Annotated in this window: 21 protein-coding genes; 15 read left to right on the top strand and 6 right to left on the bottom strand. The window is 60.1% G+C overall.

Annotated elements, in window-relative coordinates; genetic code table 11:
* Nucleotide 1 precedes the first annotated feature (1 nt).
* The 3 genes from GA0061101_RS27635 to GA0061101_RS27625 all read right to left on the bottom strand — a co-directional run bounded on the left by GA0061101_RS27635 (nucleotide 2) and on the right by GA0061101_RS27625 (nucleotide 1790).
* On the bottom strand, nucleotides 2-592 hold the full coding sequence (locus GA0061101_RS27635; protein WP_234904012.1) for a TadE/TadG family type IV pilus assembly protein: 591 nt from the start codon (nucleotides 590-592) through the stop codon (nucleotides 2-4).
* Nucleotides 589-1209, bottom strand: a complete 621-nt coding sequence (locus GA0061101_RS27630; RefSeq protein ID WP_037200391.1) for a TadE/TadG family type IV pilus assembly protein — start codon at nucleotides 1207-1209, stop codon at nucleotides 589-591. Before GA0061101_RS27630 ends, GA0061101_RS27635 begins: the two co-directional genes overlap by 4 nt.
* A gap of 158 nt (nucleotides 1210-1367) precedes the next feature.
* A complete protein-coding gene (locus GA0061101_RS27625; protein WP_037200393.1) occupies nucleotides 1368-1790 on the bottom strand; it encodes a pilus assembly protein N-terminal domain-containing protein in 423 nt (140 codons plus the stop codon).
* Between the two features lie 406 nt (nucleotides 1791-2196).
* Between GA0061101_RS27625 and GA0061101_RS27620 the strand changes: the two genes are divergently transcribed.
* The 10 genes from GA0061101_RS27620 to GA0061101_RS27575 all read left to right on the top strand — a co-directional run bounded on the left by GA0061101_RS27620 (nucleotide 2197) and on the right by GA0061101_RS27575 (nucleotide 11935).
* Complete coding sequence (locus GA0061101_RS27620; RefSeq protein WP_092575965.1) at nucleotides 2197-2379, top strand: Flp family type IVb pilin; 183 nt, start codon at nucleotides 2197-2199, stop codon at nucleotides 2377-2379.
* 93 nt (nucleotides 2380-2472) lie between these two features.
* A complete protein-coding gene (locus GA0061101_RS27615; RefSeq protein WP_092575962.1) occupies nucleotides 2473-2985 on the top strand; it encodes an A24 family peptidase in 513 nt (170 codons plus the stop codon).
* Between the two features lie 164 nt (nucleotides 2986-3149).
* Nucleotides 3150-3962: a Flp pilus assembly protein CpaB gene (cpaB, locus tag GA0061101_RS27610; RefSeq protein ID WP_092576010.1), complete on the top strand. Its 813-nt coding sequence runs from the start codon at nucleotides 3150-3152 to the stop codon at nucleotides 3960-3962.
* A 14-nt stretch (nucleotides 3963-3976) separates the two neighbouring features.
* Nucleotides 3977-5476, top strand: a complete 1500-nt coding sequence (locus GA0061101_RS27605; RefSeq protein WP_092575959.1) for a type II and III secretion system protein family protein — start codon at nucleotides 3977-3979, stop codon at nucleotides 5474-5476.
* A 55-nt stretch (nucleotides 5477-5531) separates the two neighbouring features.
* Nucleotides 5532-6266 (top strand): CpaD family pilus assembly protein, encoded by a 735-nt coding sequence (locus GA0061101_RS27600; RefSeq protein ID WP_092575956.1) that lies wholly within the window; start codon nucleotides 5532-5534, stop codon nucleotides 6264-6266.
* Nucleotides 6267-6297: 31 nt separating this feature from the next.
* Complete coding sequence (locus GA0061101_RS27595; RefSeq protein ID WP_092575953.1) at nucleotides 6298-7569, top strand: CpaE/TadZ family protein; 1272 nt, start codon at nucleotides 6298-6300, stop codon at nucleotides 7567-7569.
* 81 nt (nucleotides 7570-7650) lie between these two features.
* The gene (locus tag GA0061101_RS27590) at nucleotides 7651-9135 is read left to right on the top strand and encodes a TadA family conjugal transfer-associated ATPase (RefSeq protein WP_037200992.1); all 1485 of its coding nucleotides are present in this window, start codon (nucleotides 7651-7653) and stop codon (nucleotides 9133-9135) included.
* An 8-nt stretch (nucleotides 9136-9143) separates the two neighbouring features.
* Entirely contained in the window at nucleotides 9144-10151 is a 1008-nt protein-coding gene (locus GA0061101_RS27585; protein ID WP_092575950.1) for a type II secretion system F family protein, read from the top strand.
* A gap of 21 nt (nucleotides 10152-10172) precedes the next feature.
* Nucleotides 10173-11150 carry a type II secretion system F family protein gene (locus GA0061101_RS27580; protein WP_037200987.1) on the top strand — a complete coding sequence of 326 codons (978 nt, stop codon included), beginning with the start codon at nucleotides 10173-10175 and terminating at the stop codon, nucleotides 11148-11150.
* Nucleotides 11151-11290: 140 nt separating this feature from the next.
* Complete coding sequence (locus GA0061101_RS27575) at nucleotides 11291-11935, top strand: LysE family translocator (protein ID WP_037200985.1); 645 nt, start codon at nucleotides 11291-11293, stop codon at nucleotides 11933-11935.
* Nucleotides 11936-11992: 57 nt separating this feature from the next.
* On the opposite strand, the gene GA0061101_RS27570 is transcribed toward GA0061101_RS27575, so the two are convergent.
* A complete protein-coding gene (locus GA0061101_RS27570) occupies nucleotides 11993-12820 on the bottom strand; it encodes a tetratricopeptide repeat protein (RefSeq protein WP_037200983.1) in 828 nt (275 codons plus the stop codon).
* A 148-nt stretch (nucleotides 12821-12968) separates the two neighbouring features.
* On the opposite strand from GA0061101_RS27570, the gene GA0061101_RS27565 reads away from it, so the two are divergent.
* From GA0061101_RS27565 to GA0061101_RS27550, 4 genes are all read left to right on the top strand, one after another.
* Complete coding sequence (locus tag GA0061101_RS27565) at nucleotides 12969-14360, top strand: leucyl aminopeptidase family protein (protein WP_037200981.1); 1392 nt, start codon at nucleotides 12969-12971, stop codon at nucleotides 14358-14360.
* A 306-nt stretch (nucleotides 14361-14666) separates the two neighbouring features.
* Nucleotides 14667-15011, top strand: coding sequence for a MarR family transcriptional regulator (locus GA0061101_RS27560; protein WP_034511967.1), 345 nt, complete (start codon nucleotides 14667-14669; stop codon nucleotides 15009-15011).
* A 16-nt stretch (nucleotides 15012-15027) separates the two neighbouring features.
* Nucleotides 15028-15882 carry a C40 family peptidase gene (locus GA0061101_RS27555; RefSeq protein ID WP_037200980.1) on the top strand — a complete coding sequence of 285 codons (855 nt, stop codon included), beginning with the start codon at nucleotides 15028-15030 and terminating at the stop codon, nucleotides 15880-15882.
* Between the two features lie 73 nt (nucleotides 15883-15955).
* On the top strand, nucleotides 15956-16195 hold the full coding sequence (locus tag GA0061101_RS27550; protein ID WP_037200979.1) for a hypothetical protein: 240 nt from the start codon (nucleotides 15956-15958) through the stop codon (nucleotides 16193-16195).
* Between the two features lie 38 nt (nucleotides 16196-16233).
* Here the strand turns inward: GA0061101_RS27550 and GA0061101_RS27545 are convergent, their stop codons facing one another.
* Nucleotides 16234-17199, bottom strand: a complete 966-nt coding sequence (locus tag GA0061101_RS27545; protein WP_037200976.1) for a DMT family transporter — start codon at nucleotides 17197-17199, stop codon at nucleotides 16234-16236.
* 126 nt (nucleotides 17200-17325) lie between these two features.
* Here GA0061101_RS27545 and GA0061101_RS27540 point away from each other — a divergent pair, with 126 nt between their 5' ends.
* Nucleotides 17326-17796 (top strand): Lrp/AsnC family transcriptional regulator, encoded by a 471-nt coding sequence (locus GA0061101_RS27540; RefSeq protein WP_037200975.1) that lies wholly within the window; start codon nucleotides 17326-17328, stop codon nucleotides 17794-17796.
* A gap of 107 nt (nucleotides 17797-17903) precedes the next feature.
* On the opposite strand, the gene GA0061101_RS27535 is transcribed toward GA0061101_RS27540, so the two are convergent.
* Complete coding sequence (locus GA0061101_RS27535) at nucleotides 17904-19295, bottom strand: amidase (RefSeq protein WP_047640314.1); 1392 nt, start codon at nucleotides 19293-19295, stop codon at nucleotides 17904-17906.
* Nucleotides 19296-19299: the final 4 nt, after the last annotated feature.

Below are 19299 nucleotides of genomic sequence, written 5' to 3'. Positions count from 1 at the left end.
CTCAGCAGTCGCTGCAGCTGATCGACGTGCCGACGCGCTGGCGATAGTAATACTGCCGGCTTATGGTGATCTGGTTGGTGCCGCTCGGCAGGAAGTTGGCGCCGAAACTGATGAGCTGGTAAGGGATGGCAAGCTCGCTACGGACGAGGAACGTGCTCGCCTGGTTCAGGCTGCTGGGGATCGTGACCGCGGTGCCGGCCGAATAGGGCCGCGTCCCGTCCTGTGCCCAAGACCAGGCCACCGTCGCATTTCCTGTAGCGTCGATCGCAATGCCGGTAATCTTCAATGTCAGGCCGGTCGTGACATAGGGCGCGAAAATAGCACTGGCCACGGACGGCATGGTGGCAAGCACCGACTTCGTGACGCTCGACTGCTGCGAGACGATATCCGCGATCGAGCCGGCCGAGCGGCTGGCGCGCTTCGAGAAGCTGAGGCCGACGGTAAGCTCGAAAGCGCCGAGGTAGAGCATCAGCAGCACGGGAAAGAGAATGGCGAATTCGATCGCGCCGACGCCGCGCCGGTCGCGTGCAAAGCGCCGCAGGAGGCCGAAGGACGTGCCTTCCTTCTCTATTATGTTCGCTTGCCCGCTCAAGGATAGTTCTCATTCTGGAAAGCAGCGGTCGCGACGATGAGGTAGGTCGTCGGCATCGAGCCGTCGGACGGTCGTATGTTGGTGAGATAGGGCCGCATGAGGTCCGTCATGATCTGCCATCGATAATAGGCGCGCACCATGTTCATGGATTTGGCGCCGCCAGGTGCGAATGCAAAGCCGGTGGTCTTGAGATCGGAATAGGGATCCGTCGACGATTGGCGCGGAACTGTCGTCGGCATGGCTGCGAAGCTGGTGTAGTTTTCAACATCGAGATAGAGGCTCGATGGCGTCGTCGCTTCCGATGACGAGCAGGTGATCAGCACCGAGATCTCATTGCAGAAGGCCTGGCGAAATTGCTGCTGAGTTGTATTGCTTGCGGTGATTTGTCCGGTTCTGATCTGGCGCGACAGGGTGTCGACGGCATTGGAAATGACCTGCTCGGCGGTGAAGGCGACGAAGGTCTCCAGGATCGCGAAGACGATCAGGAAATAGGGAATGGCAAGCAAAGCGAATTCGATCGCCGCGGTTCCGTCGCGAGAGCGCACGAATTCGCGCAAACGACCTCGGGCACGCCGCCGTGCTGGGCTCTTGTTTCCGAGAAGATCATCGTCTGGCATCGTTGAGTATCCGCGGCGATTTGCCTGCGGGTGAAACTAGAGATGCTTTCTTGATAATCCGTTTCTCTTCTCCCTTCATATTTAAAGGAAACCAGAATTATCGATTGGAGGGTAATTCCTAAATATTTCTTTCGAATATTTGCATCAACAAAAGCGTCTTACTGGCCAGTTGGCGCGGCTGTCGCGGTATTGCTCTGCTGGGCGTGCTGTTCGCAATTGGGTGTGCACGACAGTACGGCGCGATCCGTCTGGCGAAAGACGCGCACTGTATTGCCTTCATCGATCGAGACCAGGATCTGTTCGTCCACGATCGCATTGTCGTCAGCATCGAGCAGGATGATATTCGTGGTGCCAAAATTGCGGCCGGTCAGCACGATGGTCTTCGGATCCGCGACAGTCGCATCGGCGACCTGGGAATTTCCGACGATGACTTTCGCGACGGGACGGTCAAGCTTCAATACGCGCGCGTGATCCATGTAGACGCGCAGCATGCTTTCTCCCGCAGCCTGGGAAAGCTGTGGTGTCATGCTGGCCAGGGCGACTACGCCGGCAAGGAATGCGGTTTTGCCGCCGATTGGCATGGCTTTGCCTCTTGGAGTTGATGTCGAAAATGTTTACCGCACAGAATGAGAAAGAATGGTGAATGAACGATTAAGGCGTCGCTCGATAGCGTGATTATGACGCTGGTGTCCCTCATCTGACTTCCGTTCTTCGTTTTTCACGACAAATACGTGTCATTACGAGGCAAGTCGCATATTATTCTAATATACATGTACCTAATAATTTCTTTTAAGCTAAAAGTTTTCTTTAAAAATGCTTGGAAAGACATGAATTGGAGTTAACTATTCTATTTTCGCTTTAGAATTTACACTGCGTTAACCCACTTCCTTAAAGCGATGGAAACGGCGCGCGACTAGGGTTCAACGCATCCGATCAACGGCAAACAGTTGGCGGACGTGCTGTCAACAAAGTGAGTGGAGTAAATCAATGTCCAAGCTTTTTTCGCGCTTCCTGAAGGATGAATCCGGTGCGACCGCAATCGAATACGGCCTGATCGCTGCTCTGATCTCGGTCGCCATCATTGCCGGCGCAACCACCCTGGGCAATACGCTCAGCACGACCTTCAACAACATCTCGACGAAGATGAATAACGCTTCGGCCGCACATTAATCTGTCGCGGTGCCATAATAGTAATTTGGTATGGGAGCCGCCCAATAATGTGGGCGGTTTCTTTTTTAGTACACAGGATCGGAGGAGTTGGCATTGCTTGAAGCTGCAGTATTACTCATCTTTCCGCTTTGCATGTCGATAGCGGCCATCTCCGATCTGCTGACCATGACGATCCCAAATCGTGTGTCTCTGGCGCTCGCAGTCTCATTCTTGGTATTGGCGCCCGTTTTCGGATTTTCATTTGCGGAAATCGGTATGCACTTCGCCGGCGCCGGCATTGTCTTTTTTGCCTGCTTCGCGCTGTTCGCGCTGAATGTCATGGGCGGCGGCGATGCGAAGCTCTTGGCTGCTGCAGCACTCTGGTTCGGTTTCGATTCTTCGCTGATGGAATTTCTCGTCTATGTCGCGTTTATCGGCGGGGTGGTGACGGTTCTGATCGTTTTGCTTCGGTCGCAATCCAGCATCATCATGGCCATTGGTCTGCCCGTGCCGAATTCATTGATGGTCGCCAAAAAAATCCCCTACGGCATTGCGATTGCCATCGGCGGCATCCTTGCCTTTCCCTCCTCGCCGCTTTTGATTGCAGCGACCCAAGGGGCGCTCTAAGCCGGAAATCGGCGAGTATAAATTAAATCACTATATAAATATTCTCTAATTTACATCAAGTAATTATGGTTAAGTAATTATAAATGTAATACACCATTAACTATAATTATACCAATTGCTGAGCATTCTGCGGGGCGAAGAATCCTGTTCCCCAAGGAATGACCATGAAACCCGCTCGCATAATGATACTCGCAGTGGCAGCTGTCGCGGCAGGGATGGCCGGCCTGCTCGCGATGCGTCTGGCCGGTTCGCACAATATCGTGCCCCAGGTTGCGGCGGTGGTGGAAAAGGAAGCAACGATCAATGTGCTCGTTGCGAGTGCCAACCTGCCCGTCGGCTCGCGCCTGAATGAGAGCTCGGTCCACTGGATGGGCTGGCCGGAAAGCGGCATCGTCAAGGGCCTTATCACCGAGAGCGAGCGGCCCGACGCGCTGAAAGACCTGAACGGCGCGGTGGTCCGCCTGCCGATTTTCGAGGGCGAGCCGATCCGGGAAGAAAAGGTCGCCGATTCCAACAGCCGCATCCTTTCCTCGTTGCTGCCTTCCGGCAAACGGGCCGTTGCCACCGAGATTTCCGTCGCAACCGGCGCCGGCGGCTTCATTCTTCCGAATGACCGCGTCGACGTGATCATGGTCCGCAAGGGTGCGCAGCAGCAGCTCATAACCGAGACGGTGCTCAGCAACGTGCGTGTCTTGGCCGTCGACCAGCAGATCGAGGAGAAGCAGGACGGCAGCAAGGCTGCTGTTGGGGTGACCGCGACGCTGGAACTGACGCCGGATCAGACGAAGGTTCTGGTCGTCGCGCACCAGATGGCCGACCGGCTGACGCTGGCATTGCGCTCCGTCGCCGACGCACAGCAACCGGATACGACCGCCGCCGACTATCTGCTGGCCGGCGACAGCGGCAGCGGCCTTGTGCAAGTCATCAAGTCGGGAGCGATCGTGACCGATGGCCCAACCGGAATGAAACCACAATGAGAAGGGGCGGGATCATGTTCAAGACCAACAAGAAAGCCAGCTCTCCCCTTGCTGCAATTCTCTCGTTTTCCGTGGCTTTTGCGGGATTGCCCTTGGCGGACATCCCGGCTTTTCTGCGTATGTCCGCCGCACGTGCAGGCGGTTCCGACAGCATCGTTACGATTGCCGGCCTCGGCACGAAACGCACTTTGAAGCTTGGTCTCAACAAGGCGCTGGTCGTCGATCTGCCGGCCGACGCACATGATATTCTCGTTTCCGATCCGAAAATGGCGGATGCTGTGACACGCACATCGCGTCGCATCTATCTTTTCGGCAAGACGGTCGGCCAGACCAATATCTTCGTCTTCGGTGCGGACGGCAAGGAAATCGTCAGCCTCGACCTGCAGATCGAGCGCGACATTGCCGGCCTGCAGGACAATATCAAGCGTTTCATCCCGGACTCCGATATCAATGTCGAAATTGTTTCCGACAATATCGTCCTGACAGGCACCGTGCGCACGCCGCAGGATGCGTCACGGGCTGTGCAGCTTGCCCAGGCCTTCCTGAAGGGCGGTGAAGCAACCACTCGCTTCGCGACGGCGACAGGCAGCGGCGACAACAGCTCTGTCGCTCTCTTCGCTGAAGGGCGGCAGACCTCGCAGATCGTCAACATGTTGCAAATCGAGGGCGAGGATCAGGTCACGCTCAAGGTGACCGTCGCCGAGATCAAGCGCAGCGTGCTGAAGCAGATCGGCTTCGACAATCTTGTCAGCAACTCTTCGGGTCTGACGGTGGCGCAGCTCGGCAGTATTCAGAACGACGCGAGCGCGGCGGCTGCCGGCGGCGGTCTTGCCAGCCTCTTCAAAACTGCCGTCGGCAAGTACAGTATCGGCACCTATCTCAACGCAATGGAACAGGCGGGCGCCGTTCGTACATTGGCGGAGCCGACGTTGACGGCGATCTCCGGTCAGGCAGCGACCTTCACTTCGGGCGGTCAGACACTCTATTCCACGTCGAACAAGGATGGGAGTGTTACAATCACGCCCTTCAACTATGGTATCAGCCTGGCCTTCACGCCGGTCGTATTGTCTGCCGGACGCATCAGCCTGCACATACAGACGCAGGTGTCGAACCCTATCGGCACGGCAAACACGGCAACGTATAATCAGCGCGCCGCCGATACCTCGGTTGAATTGCCGTCCGGCGGCTCGATCGCCCTTGCCGGCCTTTTGAATGATACCATCCAACAGACCACCAACGGTACGCCCGGCGCCTCGAAAATCCCGATCCTCGGTGCGCTGTTCCGACAGAAGAGCTTCCAGCGCGACGAAAGCGAGCTGGTCATTATTGCGACGCCCTATCTGGTCCGCCCGGTGGCCCGCAGTCAGCTGGCGCGTCCCGACGACAATTTCTCGCCGAGCAACGATGTCAGCGGCTTCTTCATGAACCGTGTCAACAAGATTTACGGCCGCAAGGATGCGCCGCGGGTCGCCGACGCCGATTTTCACGGCACCGTTGGCTTCATCTACAAATGAGGGGACACGGAGCATGACGCGCACCTTTTCAACCGGATCAACGAGAGATCAGAAGATGGCCAGTCTCGACCGTAACGCGCCCCGCACCGGCCGGCCCCGTTTCTCCACGCTGGCCTTGATTGCCCCGGTCTTGATCTTGACGGCCGTCGCCGTCAGCGGCTGTGCCGATTCAAGGGATCGCATGACGACCAGCGCCATCAATGACGATTATCGTCAGCGCCACCCGATCGTCTTGACGGAGAAGGAACATAATATCGACATACCGGTGGCCGCCAGCGACCGCCACCTGACCACGGGCATGCGCGACACCGTCCGCGGCTTCGTTCAGGACTATAGGGCGCACGCGACCGGCACGGTCGAAATACTGTCGCCAAGGCAGTCGGTAAACACTTTGGCCGCATCGGCGCTGCGCCGGCAGATTCGCCGGGAAATGGTGGCAAATGGCATACCGTCGGGGCGTATCGTCGATACTTATTATCCAGCCGGTGGTCCTGATGACGCTGCTCCGATCCGTCTGCGCTTCGCCGCGACGACGGCGGCCACCAATGCTTGCGGCCAATGGCCCGACGATCTCTCAGACAACGCCTTCGACAACCAGAACTATTACAATTTCGGCTGCGCGACCCAGCAGAACCTGGCGGCACAGGTCGCCAACCCGACGGATCTTATCTCACCGCGCGCCACGACGCCGATCGATACCGATCAGCGCGGCAAGATAATCGACAATTATCGCAGCGGCTCGGTCGCGACCAGCACGGCCACCCTCGGCGGGTTCAGTTCTGGAAATTGAGAGCAAGCGGTCGGCAGAACAGGATAAAGTGATGAGCGCCATCGATTACGACATTGGATCGACTGCCGCGGAGGCCGAGGAAGCCCCGCGCTCTGGCAACCTCGACAACTTGCGGCCGCTGCCACGCATTTCCGTGCATGTCTTCTGCGAAAGCGAGCAGTTGCAGCAGGTTATGGACCGATGCGCCAACGATCGCCGCATGTCCAAGGTCAACCTCCGGATCACCAGCGGCGGCACGGCGGCGGCTGCGAACATGTTTGCTTCGACGCCGACACCCAATCTGATTGTCCTCGAGACGCGCGCAAATTCGCGCAATCTGCTGGCCGAACTGGCGCCGCTCGCGGCCGTCTGCGATCCGAGCACCAAGGTGATCATTGTCGGTTACCACAATGATATCGCCCTTTACCGCGAACTGATGCGCAACGGCATTTCCGAATATATCGTCCAGCCCGTTGATATGAACGATATCATGACGGCGATGGCGGGGATTTTCATCGACCCCGATGCGGAGCCGCTCGGCCGCAGCATTGCCTTCGTCGGCGCGAAGGGTGGGGTAGGCGCATCCACGATCGCGCATAATTGCGCCTTCGGAATCTCGACCCTGTTCTCGACCGAAACCATTCTTGCCGATCTCGATCTGCCGTACGGCACGGCCAACATCGATTTCGACCAGGACCCCGCTCAGGGTATTGCCGAGGCAGTCTATGCGCCGGAGCGTCTTGACGAGGTCTTCCTCGATCGCCTGCTGACCAAATGCTCGCAGCATCTGTCGTTGCTGGCTGCGCCCTCCATGCTGGATCGTGCCTATGATTTCGACGGTCAGGCATTCCTGCCTGTCCTGGATGTTCTTCAGCGCAGCGCGCCGGTCGCCGTCCTCGACGTACCCCATCAGTGGACGGAATGGACACGCTCTGTGCTTGCGGCTGTCGATGAAGTCGTCATTTGCGCCGCACCCGATCTTGCCAATCTGCGCAACACCAAGAACCTGATTGACGCGCTGCGCAAACTGCGTCCCAACGACAAGGCGCCGCATCTCATTCTCAATCAAGTCGGCATGCCGAAGCGCCCCGAGATCAACCCGGTGGAATTCTGCGCGCCATTGGAGACGGATCCGATCGCCATCATCCCGTTCGACATCAATCTGTTCGGCAATGCGGCCAATAGTGGTCGCATGATTTCGGAGACGGATCCGAAGTCGCCGGTCGCCGAGACCTTCGCGCAGATATCGCACATCGTCACCGGGCGCATCGCTGTGAAGAAGGCAAAAAGGGGCGGCCTTCTTGGTCGCCTGAAGCGGAAGTAGTTGTTTGATTTCGCATGAGTTTCGAAGGGTCGATTTCCCTCGGTGAAAATCATGCTGCAGTAATGGAGTTGGATCGAGACCATGTTTGGCAAGCGCGGAAATGAAGGTTCTGCAAAGAGCGGTGGCGGCGCACTTCCGCCGGCGCCGGCGCGCGCGCCTGCCACGACGGGCGCACTCGCGGGTCCGGCAGTGCTGGTCGAGCCGTCGCGCGACGCCGCGCAGCCGCGTCAACAGGTGGCACCGCCTTCGATGCAGACGCCCGCCCGGCGCCGACCCGCACGCACCGAGGAATATTACGACACCAAGGCGCAGGTCTTTTCCGCGCTGATCGATACGATCGACCTGTCACAGCTTTCCAAGCTCGACAATGAAGCCGCGCGCGAAGAAATCCGCGATATCGTCAACGACATCATCACCATCAAGAATTTTGCGATGTCCATTTCCGAGCAGGAGGAACTGCTCGAGGATATTTGCAACGACGTGCTTGGCTATGGCCCGCTGGAGCCGCTGCTGGCACGCGATGATATCGCCGATATCATGGTCAATGGCGCAGGCCAGACTTTCATCGAAGTGGGCGGCAAGACCGTCGAATCCGAAATCCGTTTCCGCGATAATGCCCAGCTTCTTTCCATCTGCCAGCGCATCGTGAGCCAGGTCGGCCGCCGCGTCGATGAATCGAGCCCGATCTGCGACGCTCGCCTGCCCGACGGCTCGCGCGTCAACGTCATAGCGCCGCCACTGTCGATCGACGGCCCGGCGCTTACCATTCGCAAATTCAAGAAGGATAAGCTGACGCTCGACCAGCTCGTCCGCTTCGGCGCCATCACGCCGGAGGGTGCGACACTGCTGCAGATCATCGGCCGCGTACGCTGCAACGTCGTTATTTCCGGCGGCACCGGCTCGGGCAAGACGACGCTTCTGAACTGCCTGACCAATTACATCGACCGTCACGAACGCGTCATCACCTGCGAAGACACTGCAGAGTTGCAGTTGCAGCAGCCGCATGTCGTGCGTCTCGAAACCCGCCCGCCGAATATCGAGGGAGAGGGCGAGATCACCATGCGCGACCTCGTCAAGAACTGCCTGCGTATGCGCCCCGAACGCATCATCGTCGGCGAAGTGCGCGGCCCCGAGGTCTTCGATCTGCTGCAGGCAATGAATACCGGTCACGATGGCTCCATGGGCACCATCCACGCCAACACGCCGCGCGAATGCTTGAGCCGTATCGAATCGATGATCGCGATGGGCGGCTTCAGCCTGCCGGCCAAGACCGTGCGCGAAATCGTTTCCAGCTCCGTCGACGTGATCATCCAGGCCGCGCGCCTGCGCGACGGTTCGCGACGGATCACCCAGATTACCGAGGTGATCGGCATGGAGGGCGATGTGATCATTACGCAGGACCTGATGCGCTATGAGATGGACGGCGAGGACGCCAATGGCCGCATCATCGGCCGGCACGTCTCCACCGGTATCGGCAAGCCGCATTTCTGGGATCGTGCACGCTATTATAACGAGGAAAAGCGCCTGGCCGCCGCCCTCGATGAGATGGAACAAAAGTCGCAATAGGACTCCCCATGTTCGGTGTCGATCCAACGGTGCTACTGATTGTCTTGCTCACGGCCGTCTCCGCGGCTGCGATCTGCTATGGCATTCTTTATTCGCGGATCGAGTCGCAGAAAAAGGCCGACAGCCGCGTCAACCGGGTCAGCCAAGCCGAGACAGACCGGCTGAAGGTCAAGGCTACGCGTGATCGTGTTCAGGAACTGTCGAAGCGGCGCAAGTCGGTGCAGGATTCGCTGAAGGATCTGGAAAAGCGCCAGACCGAAAACATCAAGAAGAAGCAGTCGCTGAAAGCGCGCCTGGGACAGGCTGGCCTGTCGCTGGCGCCCTCGCGTTTCTACGTCTTCAGCGTGCTGTTCGGCCTGTTTGTCATGTTGATCCTTTTCATCGGCGGTGCACCGTTCCTCGTCATTCTGGGTTTGCCCTTCGCTGCCGCCTTCGGTCTGCCGCGCTGGCTCATCGGGTTCCTCATCAAGCGCCGGCAGAACAAATTCCTCGATGAATTTCCGAACGCGCTGGATCTTATCACTCGCTCGCTTCGCGCTGGTCTGCCACTCCACGATGCCATACGGCTGGTGGCGGGCGAGGCGCGCGAGCCGGTCAAGACCGAGTTCCGGCGGGTGGTCGAGGCACAGCAGGTCGGCCTCAGCATGTCGGATGCCTGTGGGCGCATGAACAACCACATGCCACTGCAAGAGGTGAGTTTCTTTGCAATCGTCATCACCATCCAGGCTCAGGCTGGCGGGAACCTGTCGGAAGCGTTGGGCAACCTGTCGCGGGTGCTGCGTGAACGCAAGAAAATGAAGGCGAAGGTCCAGGCGCTGTCGATGGAAGCAAAGGCCTCCGCCGCCATCATCGGCGCGCTGCCCTTCATCGTCATGCTGCTCGTCTACCTGACGTCGCCGCAATACATGATGGTCCTGTTCAGCGATCCGCGCGGTCACCTGATCCTGATGGGCGCTGGCATCTGGATGTCGATCGGCATCTACATCATGCGCAACATGGTCAATTTCGAGATCTGAGCGGAAGGAGCCGCATAGCCCATGTCCGATCTGGCCTCTCAACTGACCGATCCCGGCACCATTCTCGCCGTCGTCGTCGCGATCGCCGTCTTTGCTACCTTCTATACGATCGCCATGCCCATGCTTGAGCGCGGCGATCTCAATAAGCGTATGAAGGCCGTGTCGACGGAGCGCGAGCAGATCCGGGCGCGCGAGCGGGCGCGGTTGAGCGCCGAAGGCGGCAAGGCAACGCTGCGCAACCAGAACAATCGTAACGTCAGGCAGATCGTCGAGCGTTTCAATCTGCGCAACGCGCTGGTGGACGCAAATACGGTCAACCGTCTGCGTGCCGCCGGCCTGCGTTCGGAAAACGCGCTGAACATGTTTCTGGTGGCGCGGTTTCTGTTGCCGTTCCTGTTCCTGGCCGTTGCCATCGTCCTGGTCTTCGTTCTCGGATATTTCGCCGCCAAGCCTCTTCCGATCCGCCTGCTCGGTGTCATCGGCACGGCCTATCTCGGCTTTTATGCGCCGAACATCTATATTTCGAATTTGGTGACCAAGCGCCAGAAGTCGATCAAGCGCGCCTGGCCCGATGCCCTCGACCTGATGCTGATCTGCGTGGAGTCGGGCATATCAATCGAAGCCGGCATGCGCCGTGTGGCCGAGGAAATGGCCGAGCAATCCCCGCCGCTTGCCGAGGAAATGGTGCTGACCACGGCGGAGCTTTCATTCCTGCAGGATCGCCGCACCGCCTTCGACAATCTTGCCGCCCGCACACAGATCGAGCTTGTCAAGTCGGTCACCCAGGCTCTTATCCAGGCCGAGCGCTACGGTACGCCGCTATCGCAGGCCTTGCGCGTCATGGCACAGGAAGGCCGCGACGAGCGCATGAACGAGGCGGAGAAGAAGGCGGCCGCCTTGCCGCCGAAGCTGACAGTGCCGATGATCGTCTTCTTCCTGCCCGTTCTGATGGCGGTCATTCTCGGTCCGGCGATCATCCAGGCCATGGACAAGTTCTGACCGGCAAGCTTGCCGCCAGCGCGGAAGCGTGGTTAATCTCCAATTTGAAGTCGCTGACAGCATCAGCGGATGGCCTCCCCGATGCGCGGAGGTTCGCATCAGTTGCTAAGCGGATTTCCAGGCATGTTGGGAGGTGTCGCATGTCATCCATAGCCATATTTTTCAGCGTTATCGCCGCGGTTTTTATAGGGGCCGTCAGCCCCGGGCCGAGCTTTGTGCTCGTGTCCCGCATTGCCGTTTCCCGCTCGCGCAAGGCCGGTCTCGCCGCCGCCTTCGGCATGGGAACCGGAAGCGTCATCTTCGCGACGCTGGCTCTGTTCGGCCTGAGCGCACTTTTGATGAAGGTCGAATGGTTGTACCTCGCGCTGAAGGTCGCGGGCGGCCTCTATCTGATCTATGTCGGCATCCGCATCTGGCGCAGCGCGGCGCATGATCTCCCGATCGACGCACCGGCCACGCCGGCGGCGGGCGGTATCGTGCGCAATTTCCTGTTTGCGCTTGGAACCCAGCTCAGCAATCCGAAGACGGCCATCTTCTACGGCAGTATTTTTGCAGCACTTCTTCCGGCGTCTCCCGCTCCCCGGTTGCTGCTCACCGTGCCGCCGGCAGTTTTCGTGGTCGAGACGGGCTGGTACATGGTGGTGACGATGGCTTTTTCGTCCAATCGCCCGCGTGCGCTCTACATCGGATCGAAATTGTGGATCGACAGGGTTGCCGGTGCCATCATCGGAGCGCTCGGAGCGCGGTTGGTGATCGACGGCCTGCCACGGCATATCTGGCGTTGATCAACTGGCGAACGGGCAATTCCAGAGGCAAGCGCCGCTCATTTTACTGGAATTATTTTATTGGACCGTTTTCTTCGCATCGCCACTGGCGGCGAGCTTCTGCCATGAGTTTTGTTGCGCCAGCATAGAGCGCAGATAGGCGACGTTGGCGTTCGCCTGTTGTGGTGTCAGCTCCTGCCGGGCGATCTGCTCGGCTTCTGCGAAGCGACCCTGCAGGCCGACGACCAGCGCCAGGTTCTGCCGCACGCGGCTGTCGGCGCCCGGCTGGCCGACGGCGGAGCGAAGATAGGTTTCGGCATTCTTGAGATCGCCGGTCAGCACGTAGGACATGCCGAGGTTGGAAAGGATCGTCGGCTCGTTGGGAGCCAGCACCAGCGCGTCGCGATATTTGCCGCGGGCATCGGTGGAACGCCCGAGCTGGTCGAGGATCGCACCTTGTGCGGACACCAGGCGCCAATCGGGTCGGTCGGGGGTCTGGGCGCGATCGATGGTCGCCAGCGCCTCGTCCAATTGGCCTGCCGCCGCCTGTGCCTTGCCATAGGCCGCCAGCACGCCGCGATCGCTCGGATTGTTGATCGCAACCTGTTGCATGACAGCAAGCGCCTGATCGTTGCGGCCGCTCATGCGCAGGGCATTGGCATAGTTGACGCCGGCGTCGCGATCCTTGGGATTGGCGTCATAGGCCTTGCCGAAGGTAAGGGTCGCCTGCGCCAGGTCGCTGCCGTTCATCGTATCGAGGGACTTCGACGCCGTCGGGATCGAGCCGGTCGTCATCTTGTCTTTGCCCGTTGTCGAGCAGCTTGCGAGTGCGAGCGCCAGAAGCGCGGCCGAGGTGCCCTGGAAAAGAAAGGTTCTGAACGAAGACGCGATTGAACCGGCGGACATGACGCTTTTCCCTGAATCCTTAAGTCTTGCGCCCGGCCTAGAATCGGAACAGGGAAAGGTTCGACGCAATGTTCGCTCCAGCAATAATCTGTTAACCCTAACAGACGGTTAACTCTCGATTCCCTGAAGTCATCGTCAAAGGAAAGTCATGGCCCCTTATCAATTCATCGAGCGCGCGACGCCCTTCAATTCGAAGGGTGGGGCGACGCTGCCGATCTTTGCCGTCACGCCGGCGCATATAGAAACCGGCACCATCGATCCCATCGCGCTCGATTGGGCGCGTAAGGCCGGCTACAAGGCCGACAGCGGCTCCTTGCTCCTGATCCCGACGGCAGATGGACATCTGGGCGGTGCATTGTTCGGCCTTGGCTCCAATCCGTCCGAGCAGCCATTCCTGACCGGCAGGCTGGCGCGCAGCCTGCCGGCGGGCGACTGGCATATCGAAACGGCGCCTTTGACCGCGAACCGGCTTTCGCTTGGCTTCGGTCTCGGCAGCTATCGTTTCGAGCGCTACAAGTCCGAGAAGGTAACGGCGCCGACGCTGATGATCCCGCGCGATACCGATGCCACCGACATCAAGCGTCAGCTTGCCGGCGTCTTTCTTGCCCGCGATCTCATCAACACGCCGACCAACGACATGGGGCCGGAACAGCTCGAAGCCGCCTTCCGGGCGCTTGCCCAGCACTACAAGGCCGACATGTCCGTCATCATCGGCGATGATCTGCTGAAGGAGAATTTCCCGCTGGTGCACACTGTGGGACGCGCCAGCGCCGATGCCCCGCGCCTCTTGGAGCTGCGCTGGGGCAAGAAGGGCCATCGCCGCATCACGTTGGTCGGCAAGGGTGTGTGCTTCGATACCGGCGGCCTCGACATCAAGCCGGCATCCTCGATGCTCCTGATGAAGAAGGACATGGGCGGTGCCGCCAATGTCATGGGCCTGGCGCTGATGATCATGGACGCCAAGCTCAAGGTCGACCTGCGCGTCATCGTTCCGGTCGTCGAGAACTCGATTTCGGCCAATGCATTCCGCCCCGGTGACATCTACAAGAGCCGCAAGGGCCTGACGGTGCAGATCGACAATACGGACGCCGAGGGACGCCTGATCCTCGCCGACGCGCTTGCCTATGCCGACGAGGATGCGCCCGACCTGATGATCGACATGGCAACGCTGACCGGCGCTGCCCGCGTCGCGCTCGGCCCGGACCTGCCGCCCTTCTTCACCGACGACAACGATCTTGCCCGCGATCTGACCGAGGCGAGCCTGGAGACGGACGACCCGCTGTGGCGCATGCCGCTCTACATGGGCTACGACAAGGATATCCGCACGAAATTCGCCGATATCACCAATGCGCCCGCCGGCGGCATGGCCGGCTCCATCACCGCCGCCCTGTTCCTCAAGCGTTTCGTCACGAAAACGCCGAGCTGGGTGCATTTCGACATCTTCGGCTGGGCTCAGAGTGAACGACCGCACTCTCCGGGCGGTGGCGAGGCGCAGGCGATCCGGGCTTTGTATCACCATATCCGGCAGAGTGTGCGTTAGGGCACTATAGTTCCCTCTCCCCGCGTTGCGGGGAGAGGGGTGGGGTGAGGGGCCACGCACGTCGGCGCGGTCACGCCGGACTGGCCTTACCATCACCAATAACGGATCCGAAAGGACGGTAACTCTCGTCTTGAGGCTGCTGCAGAGAAAGCCCCATCCCGAGCCCTCGACATTTCACTTAAGCTCAATGTCCCGGTCCCACTTTCTCCCCGCATCGCGGGGAGAAAGGGTTGATGAATTCCCCTTGAATCCGCCACGATCTTGGCCGAAAATGGAACGGTAGCGTAACGATTTTCGGGGTTGCCCTTGCCGCTTGATCTCTCCGCCTCGCAGGCCCTTGGCCTCTGGCACGGCGTGACGCTCACTCAGGTGCGCCGCGAGGATCATGATTTGACGCTGCGGCAGACCGCGATCCTGCTGCAGATCTATCTCGTGCCGCCGCCGCATACGGTGCGCGGGCTTGCTGCGACGCTCGGCGTCACCAAGCCGGTCATCACTCGGGCGCTTGACACGATGGGCGAGATGGGGCTGGTCGACCGCGTGCGCGACGATCGCGATCGCCGCAATGTCATCATCAAGCGCACGGTTACCGGCGCGCTCTATCTGGAAAAACTCGGCGATCTCGTTATCGAGCAGGGCCGCAAACTATGAGTTCGGGATTTTTTTCATGACGCTCGACCGCCGTCTCAACGCCTTCAGACCTGACCTCGCCGAAGCCTCGCTGCGAGGCAAAGTCGAGGCCGAACGCTTCGTCGAAGGCAGCAAAGCACAGATCGTCGGTCCCGTTGTAGCACTTCGCCCAGAGCCGGATCTTGCCTCCGGCATCGATACAGAGCTGCTGATGGGGGAGGAGGTGACGGTTTTCGAGCGCAGCAATGGCTGGTGCTGGGTAAAGTCCCTGTCGGATGGCTATGTCGGCTATCTCCCCGAAGGCGCGGTCAAGGAAGGGACGGCGGCAGCGACGCACATCGTTATCCCGCAGCGTACCTTCCTTTATCCCGAACCGGAGCTGCGCAAGCCGCATGTTACAGTGCTTTCGATGGGCAGCCGCGTGCGCGTCAGCGGCACCGCCGAAGCGCGCGGCAATCATTACGTCGTTCTGGACGACGGCACCGCCATTTTTGCCAGGCATGTGGAGTCGATCGGTCACAATGACGGCGGCGATTACGTCGACGTCGCCTTGCGCTTTCTGGAGACACCCTATCTCTGGGGTGGCCGCTCCGGCCTGGGCATCGATTGCTCCGGGCTGGTGCAACTGGCGCTCTCTATGACAGGGCGTGCAGCACCGCGCGACACTGATATGCAGGCAGCGGGTCTCGGCGAGCCGATCGCCCGCGAGGAGCTGCGTCGTGGCGATTTCGTCTTCTGGAAAGGCCATGTTGCGATCATGGAGGACCCGGAGACCATCGTCCATGCGAATGGCCATACCATGACCGTCGCGCGCGAGAATTTCGCCGCCGCCGTCGAGCGTATCGGCTGGCTCTACCAACAGCCGACCGGATACCGCCGCTTCGTCGGTTGACCTGCCTCGGAACAGTCTCTCCGCTCGTCCGTTATTCTTCTGATCGCGATATCCTATCGAGAGGAGAAGAAACATGCCCATTACGGCGATGGAAAAGACAGTCAGGGATATTCTGTGCGACAGCCATATCCGCAAGAGCGGCAAGATCGACAGGCTGCGCGAATTGCAAAGTGAAGCGCGCGGCATCCAACGCGCCGGCAGCGAAAGCTCGATGAGCGCGGACGACGGTCTTCAGGACGATCTGCGCGTCATCGAAAAGGCATTGCACGATCTCGATGCCGACATCGAGCAAAAGGGCGCCGCCACGCTGTAATGCGGTTGGCGCCCCGTGCTTCCTTCGCGAGACAGCCTCTACGGCGTGCGCGGCCGGGAAATCCAGATGCCTGCGACGATGATGATCCCGCCCAGGGCCTGTATCAGCGTGACATTTTCACCGAATAGGACCCAGGCGAAAAGCGCGGCGGCGATCGTCTCGAGGAAAATGACGAGCGACGAGAAAACGGTTGGCAGGCGTCCGAGCGCCACCGAGACCAGCCCCTGCCCGCCGGCATGGCTGACAAGGCCGAGCGCAAGGAGAACGCCCCATCCCGAAACCGATTGCGGCAGCATCCTCGGCTCGAAGAAGAAGGCAACGACAAAGAGGATTGCCGATGTGACGACGCTCAATTCGAAGGTCGCGCGTGCGGCGTTCGTCCTGCCGCGCGCCGCGCCGACCGCCAGAAAATAGAGGCCGAAGAAGGCACCGGTGATGATCCCCAGCGTATCGCCGACGGCGCGGCTTGGATTGAATGCAAGGCTCTGCACCACCAGCGCCGTGCCGCCCGAAAGGCATACGAGGAGCCCGACAAGCGTGGCGCGGTTGACCCTTTGCCGCAGCAGCAGCCAGCCGAAGATAACGACCCATAGCGGCGCCATCGTCGCAAAGAAGGTCGCGTTGGCGATGGTGGTCCGCAAGATGGCGAGATGCCAGAAGAACAGGTCTCCCGTAAAGGCGAGACCGGCAAGGATGGTCGCCAGCGTGAAGCTCGCGCGGGGCGCGTCGGCCCCTGCCGCCTCAGCATATCGCATCCATACCCAAAGGATAGGCAGGGCGAGAAAGACACGCCAGAATGCGCTGGCGAAGGGGCCGACATCGGCCAGGCGCACAAGGCTGGGGGAGATGCTCATCGCCAGCGCCGCGAGAACCATCGCCACCAGACCGACAACCAGACCCTTCGAGCCATCGGATGCGGAGGCTACGCCGATGGCGGCAACGTCTTTCGCCGCCATGGTTTCGCCAAGGGCCGGGGACCGGATATCGTATTCGGGCGCAGACATTCCTGTACCTTTTTTGGAGTCAGATGGTTTGTGGCGCAAATCTATTGCATAAGAAGCGAGGATTTGGCTCCATTTAGGCAGCATTCGTGCAATTTTGTTTCATTTTTGATGACGGGATGTTTTGAAATGCCCAACCTCGACGGTTTCGATCTGGAGATCCTCGATATTCTTCAGAAGGACAACACCGTCCCGCAGCGATCGATCGGCGAGCACGTCCACCTGTCGGCACCCGCGGTGCAGCGGCGCATCAAGCGCATGCAGGCGAGCGGCGTCATACAGGCGAATATCGCGGTCGTCGATCCGGCGGCAGTGGCATTGCCGATCACCATCATCGTCGAAGTCCAGATCGCCAACGAACGCTACGATCTTATCAATGCGATCAAGCGCAGCTTCCTTGACGCACCCGAAGTTCAACAATGTTACCAGGTCACCGGCGAGGCCGATTTCGTTCTCGTCGTCGTCGTGGCCAGCATGTCCGACTATGAAGTCCTGACGCGCCGCCTTTTCTACGACAATCCGAATGTGACGAAGTTCAAATCGCTCGTCACCATGGACCGGGTGAAGATCGGTCTTACGCTACCCTTGGCACGAGACTAGCAATTCCAGGAAAAGTGCGTAGCGGTTTTCCGTCCGGAATTGCGTAAAAACAATAGCATAGAGCGGTCAGGGATTCCGTGAACCGCGTAACCGCTCTAGCCGGCGGCTCATCCCGGCCGCTTCGGCCAGTTGGTAACACCGCCGGTCCAGTCCTCGAAAGCCTTGGAGAGCCGCAGGACCAGCATGTCGTCGAAGCGCGGGCCAACGATCTGCAGGCCGATCGGCATGCCGGAGCGGGAGAAGCCGCAATTAATCGAGGAGGCCGGCTGCTCCGACATGTTCCAGGGAACGGTGAAGGCGATGTGCTCGAACGGCAGGGCCGGGTCGTTGGTGGGCGAGGCCCATTCCGCCGGATAGGAGACGATCGGATTGGTCGGCGAAAGCACGGCGTCTACCTCGGTGAAAAGCCTGCCGCAGCTCTTGCGCATCTCGATCGTCTGGTTGAAGCCGCGCACTGCCTCGACGCCGCTGACATCGGCGCCGCCCTTGGCCCATATATGGATATAGGGCAGGATCATGTTGCGGCGTTCCTCGCTGAGACCCATGATGTCGCCCCAGAAGCGCGCGCGCCAGAAGACGTCGAGCCCATCCAGCATCTGCCGTGTCAGCACCGGCGCAACGTCGATGATGATGGCACCGGCTTCCTCGAAGCGTCTGGCGGCTGATATAACGGCATCGCGCACCTCGTCATCGACAGGCAGCCCGCAGCCGCCATCCAGCATCAGGCCGATCTTCATTCCCCTGACGTCGATGTCGAGGTCCAGCCAGTCGATCTCGCTCGGCGGCAGGCTGGTGCCGTCGCGCCAGTCCGGCCGCGACAGCGTCGCCATGGAGAAGGCCGCATCCTCGACGGTTCGGGTCATCGGCCCGGCGCAGCGCCCGACATAATAGGGATCGACGGGAATGCGGCCATGGCTCGGCTTGAAGCCGAAGATGCCGGTCCAGCCGGCCGGCAGGCGCACGGAACCGCCGATATCCGTACCGATATGCAGCGGTCCGTAGCCAGCGGCCGCGGCTGCCGAAGCTCCGGCGCTGGAGCCGCCGGGATTTTGTGAGGGATCCCATGGATTGCGGCTGAGTTTGTGGAAGCTCGAAAGGCCGGAGGAAAGCATGCCATAGTCGGGGCAGGTGGTCTTGGCAAAGATCACCGCGCCGTCCTCGCGCATGCGGGCGGCGATCGGCGCGTCCTCGGCTGCCGGAACGAGCTCGACGGCGGCCGTGCCGAGCGGCACCGGCTGGCCCTTGGTGGCGATCAGTTCCTTCAAGGTCACCGGGATGCCGTCCAGCGGCCCAAGCGGCGCGCCCTTTGCCCAGCGTGCGCTGGAGGCGGCTGCTTGCCTGCGTGCATCCTCGGGATCATAGGCATAGAGAGCCGATATCGTCGGCTCCCACGCATCGATATGCCGTTCGAGCGCCAGCCAGTATTCGCTGGGCGATAGGCTCTTGTCGGCAAATTTGCGCTTGAGGTCTCGGATGGAAAGATCGGTCGGTTCGGTCATGGTC

Origin of the sequence: Martinezella lusitana (assembly GCF_900094565.1) — a bacterium.
GTDB lineage: Bacteria > Pseudomonadota > Alphaproteobacteria > Rhizobiales > Rhizobiaceae > Rhizobium > Rhizobium lusitanum.
This window is presented reverse-complemented; position numbering and strand designations above follow the sequence as displayed.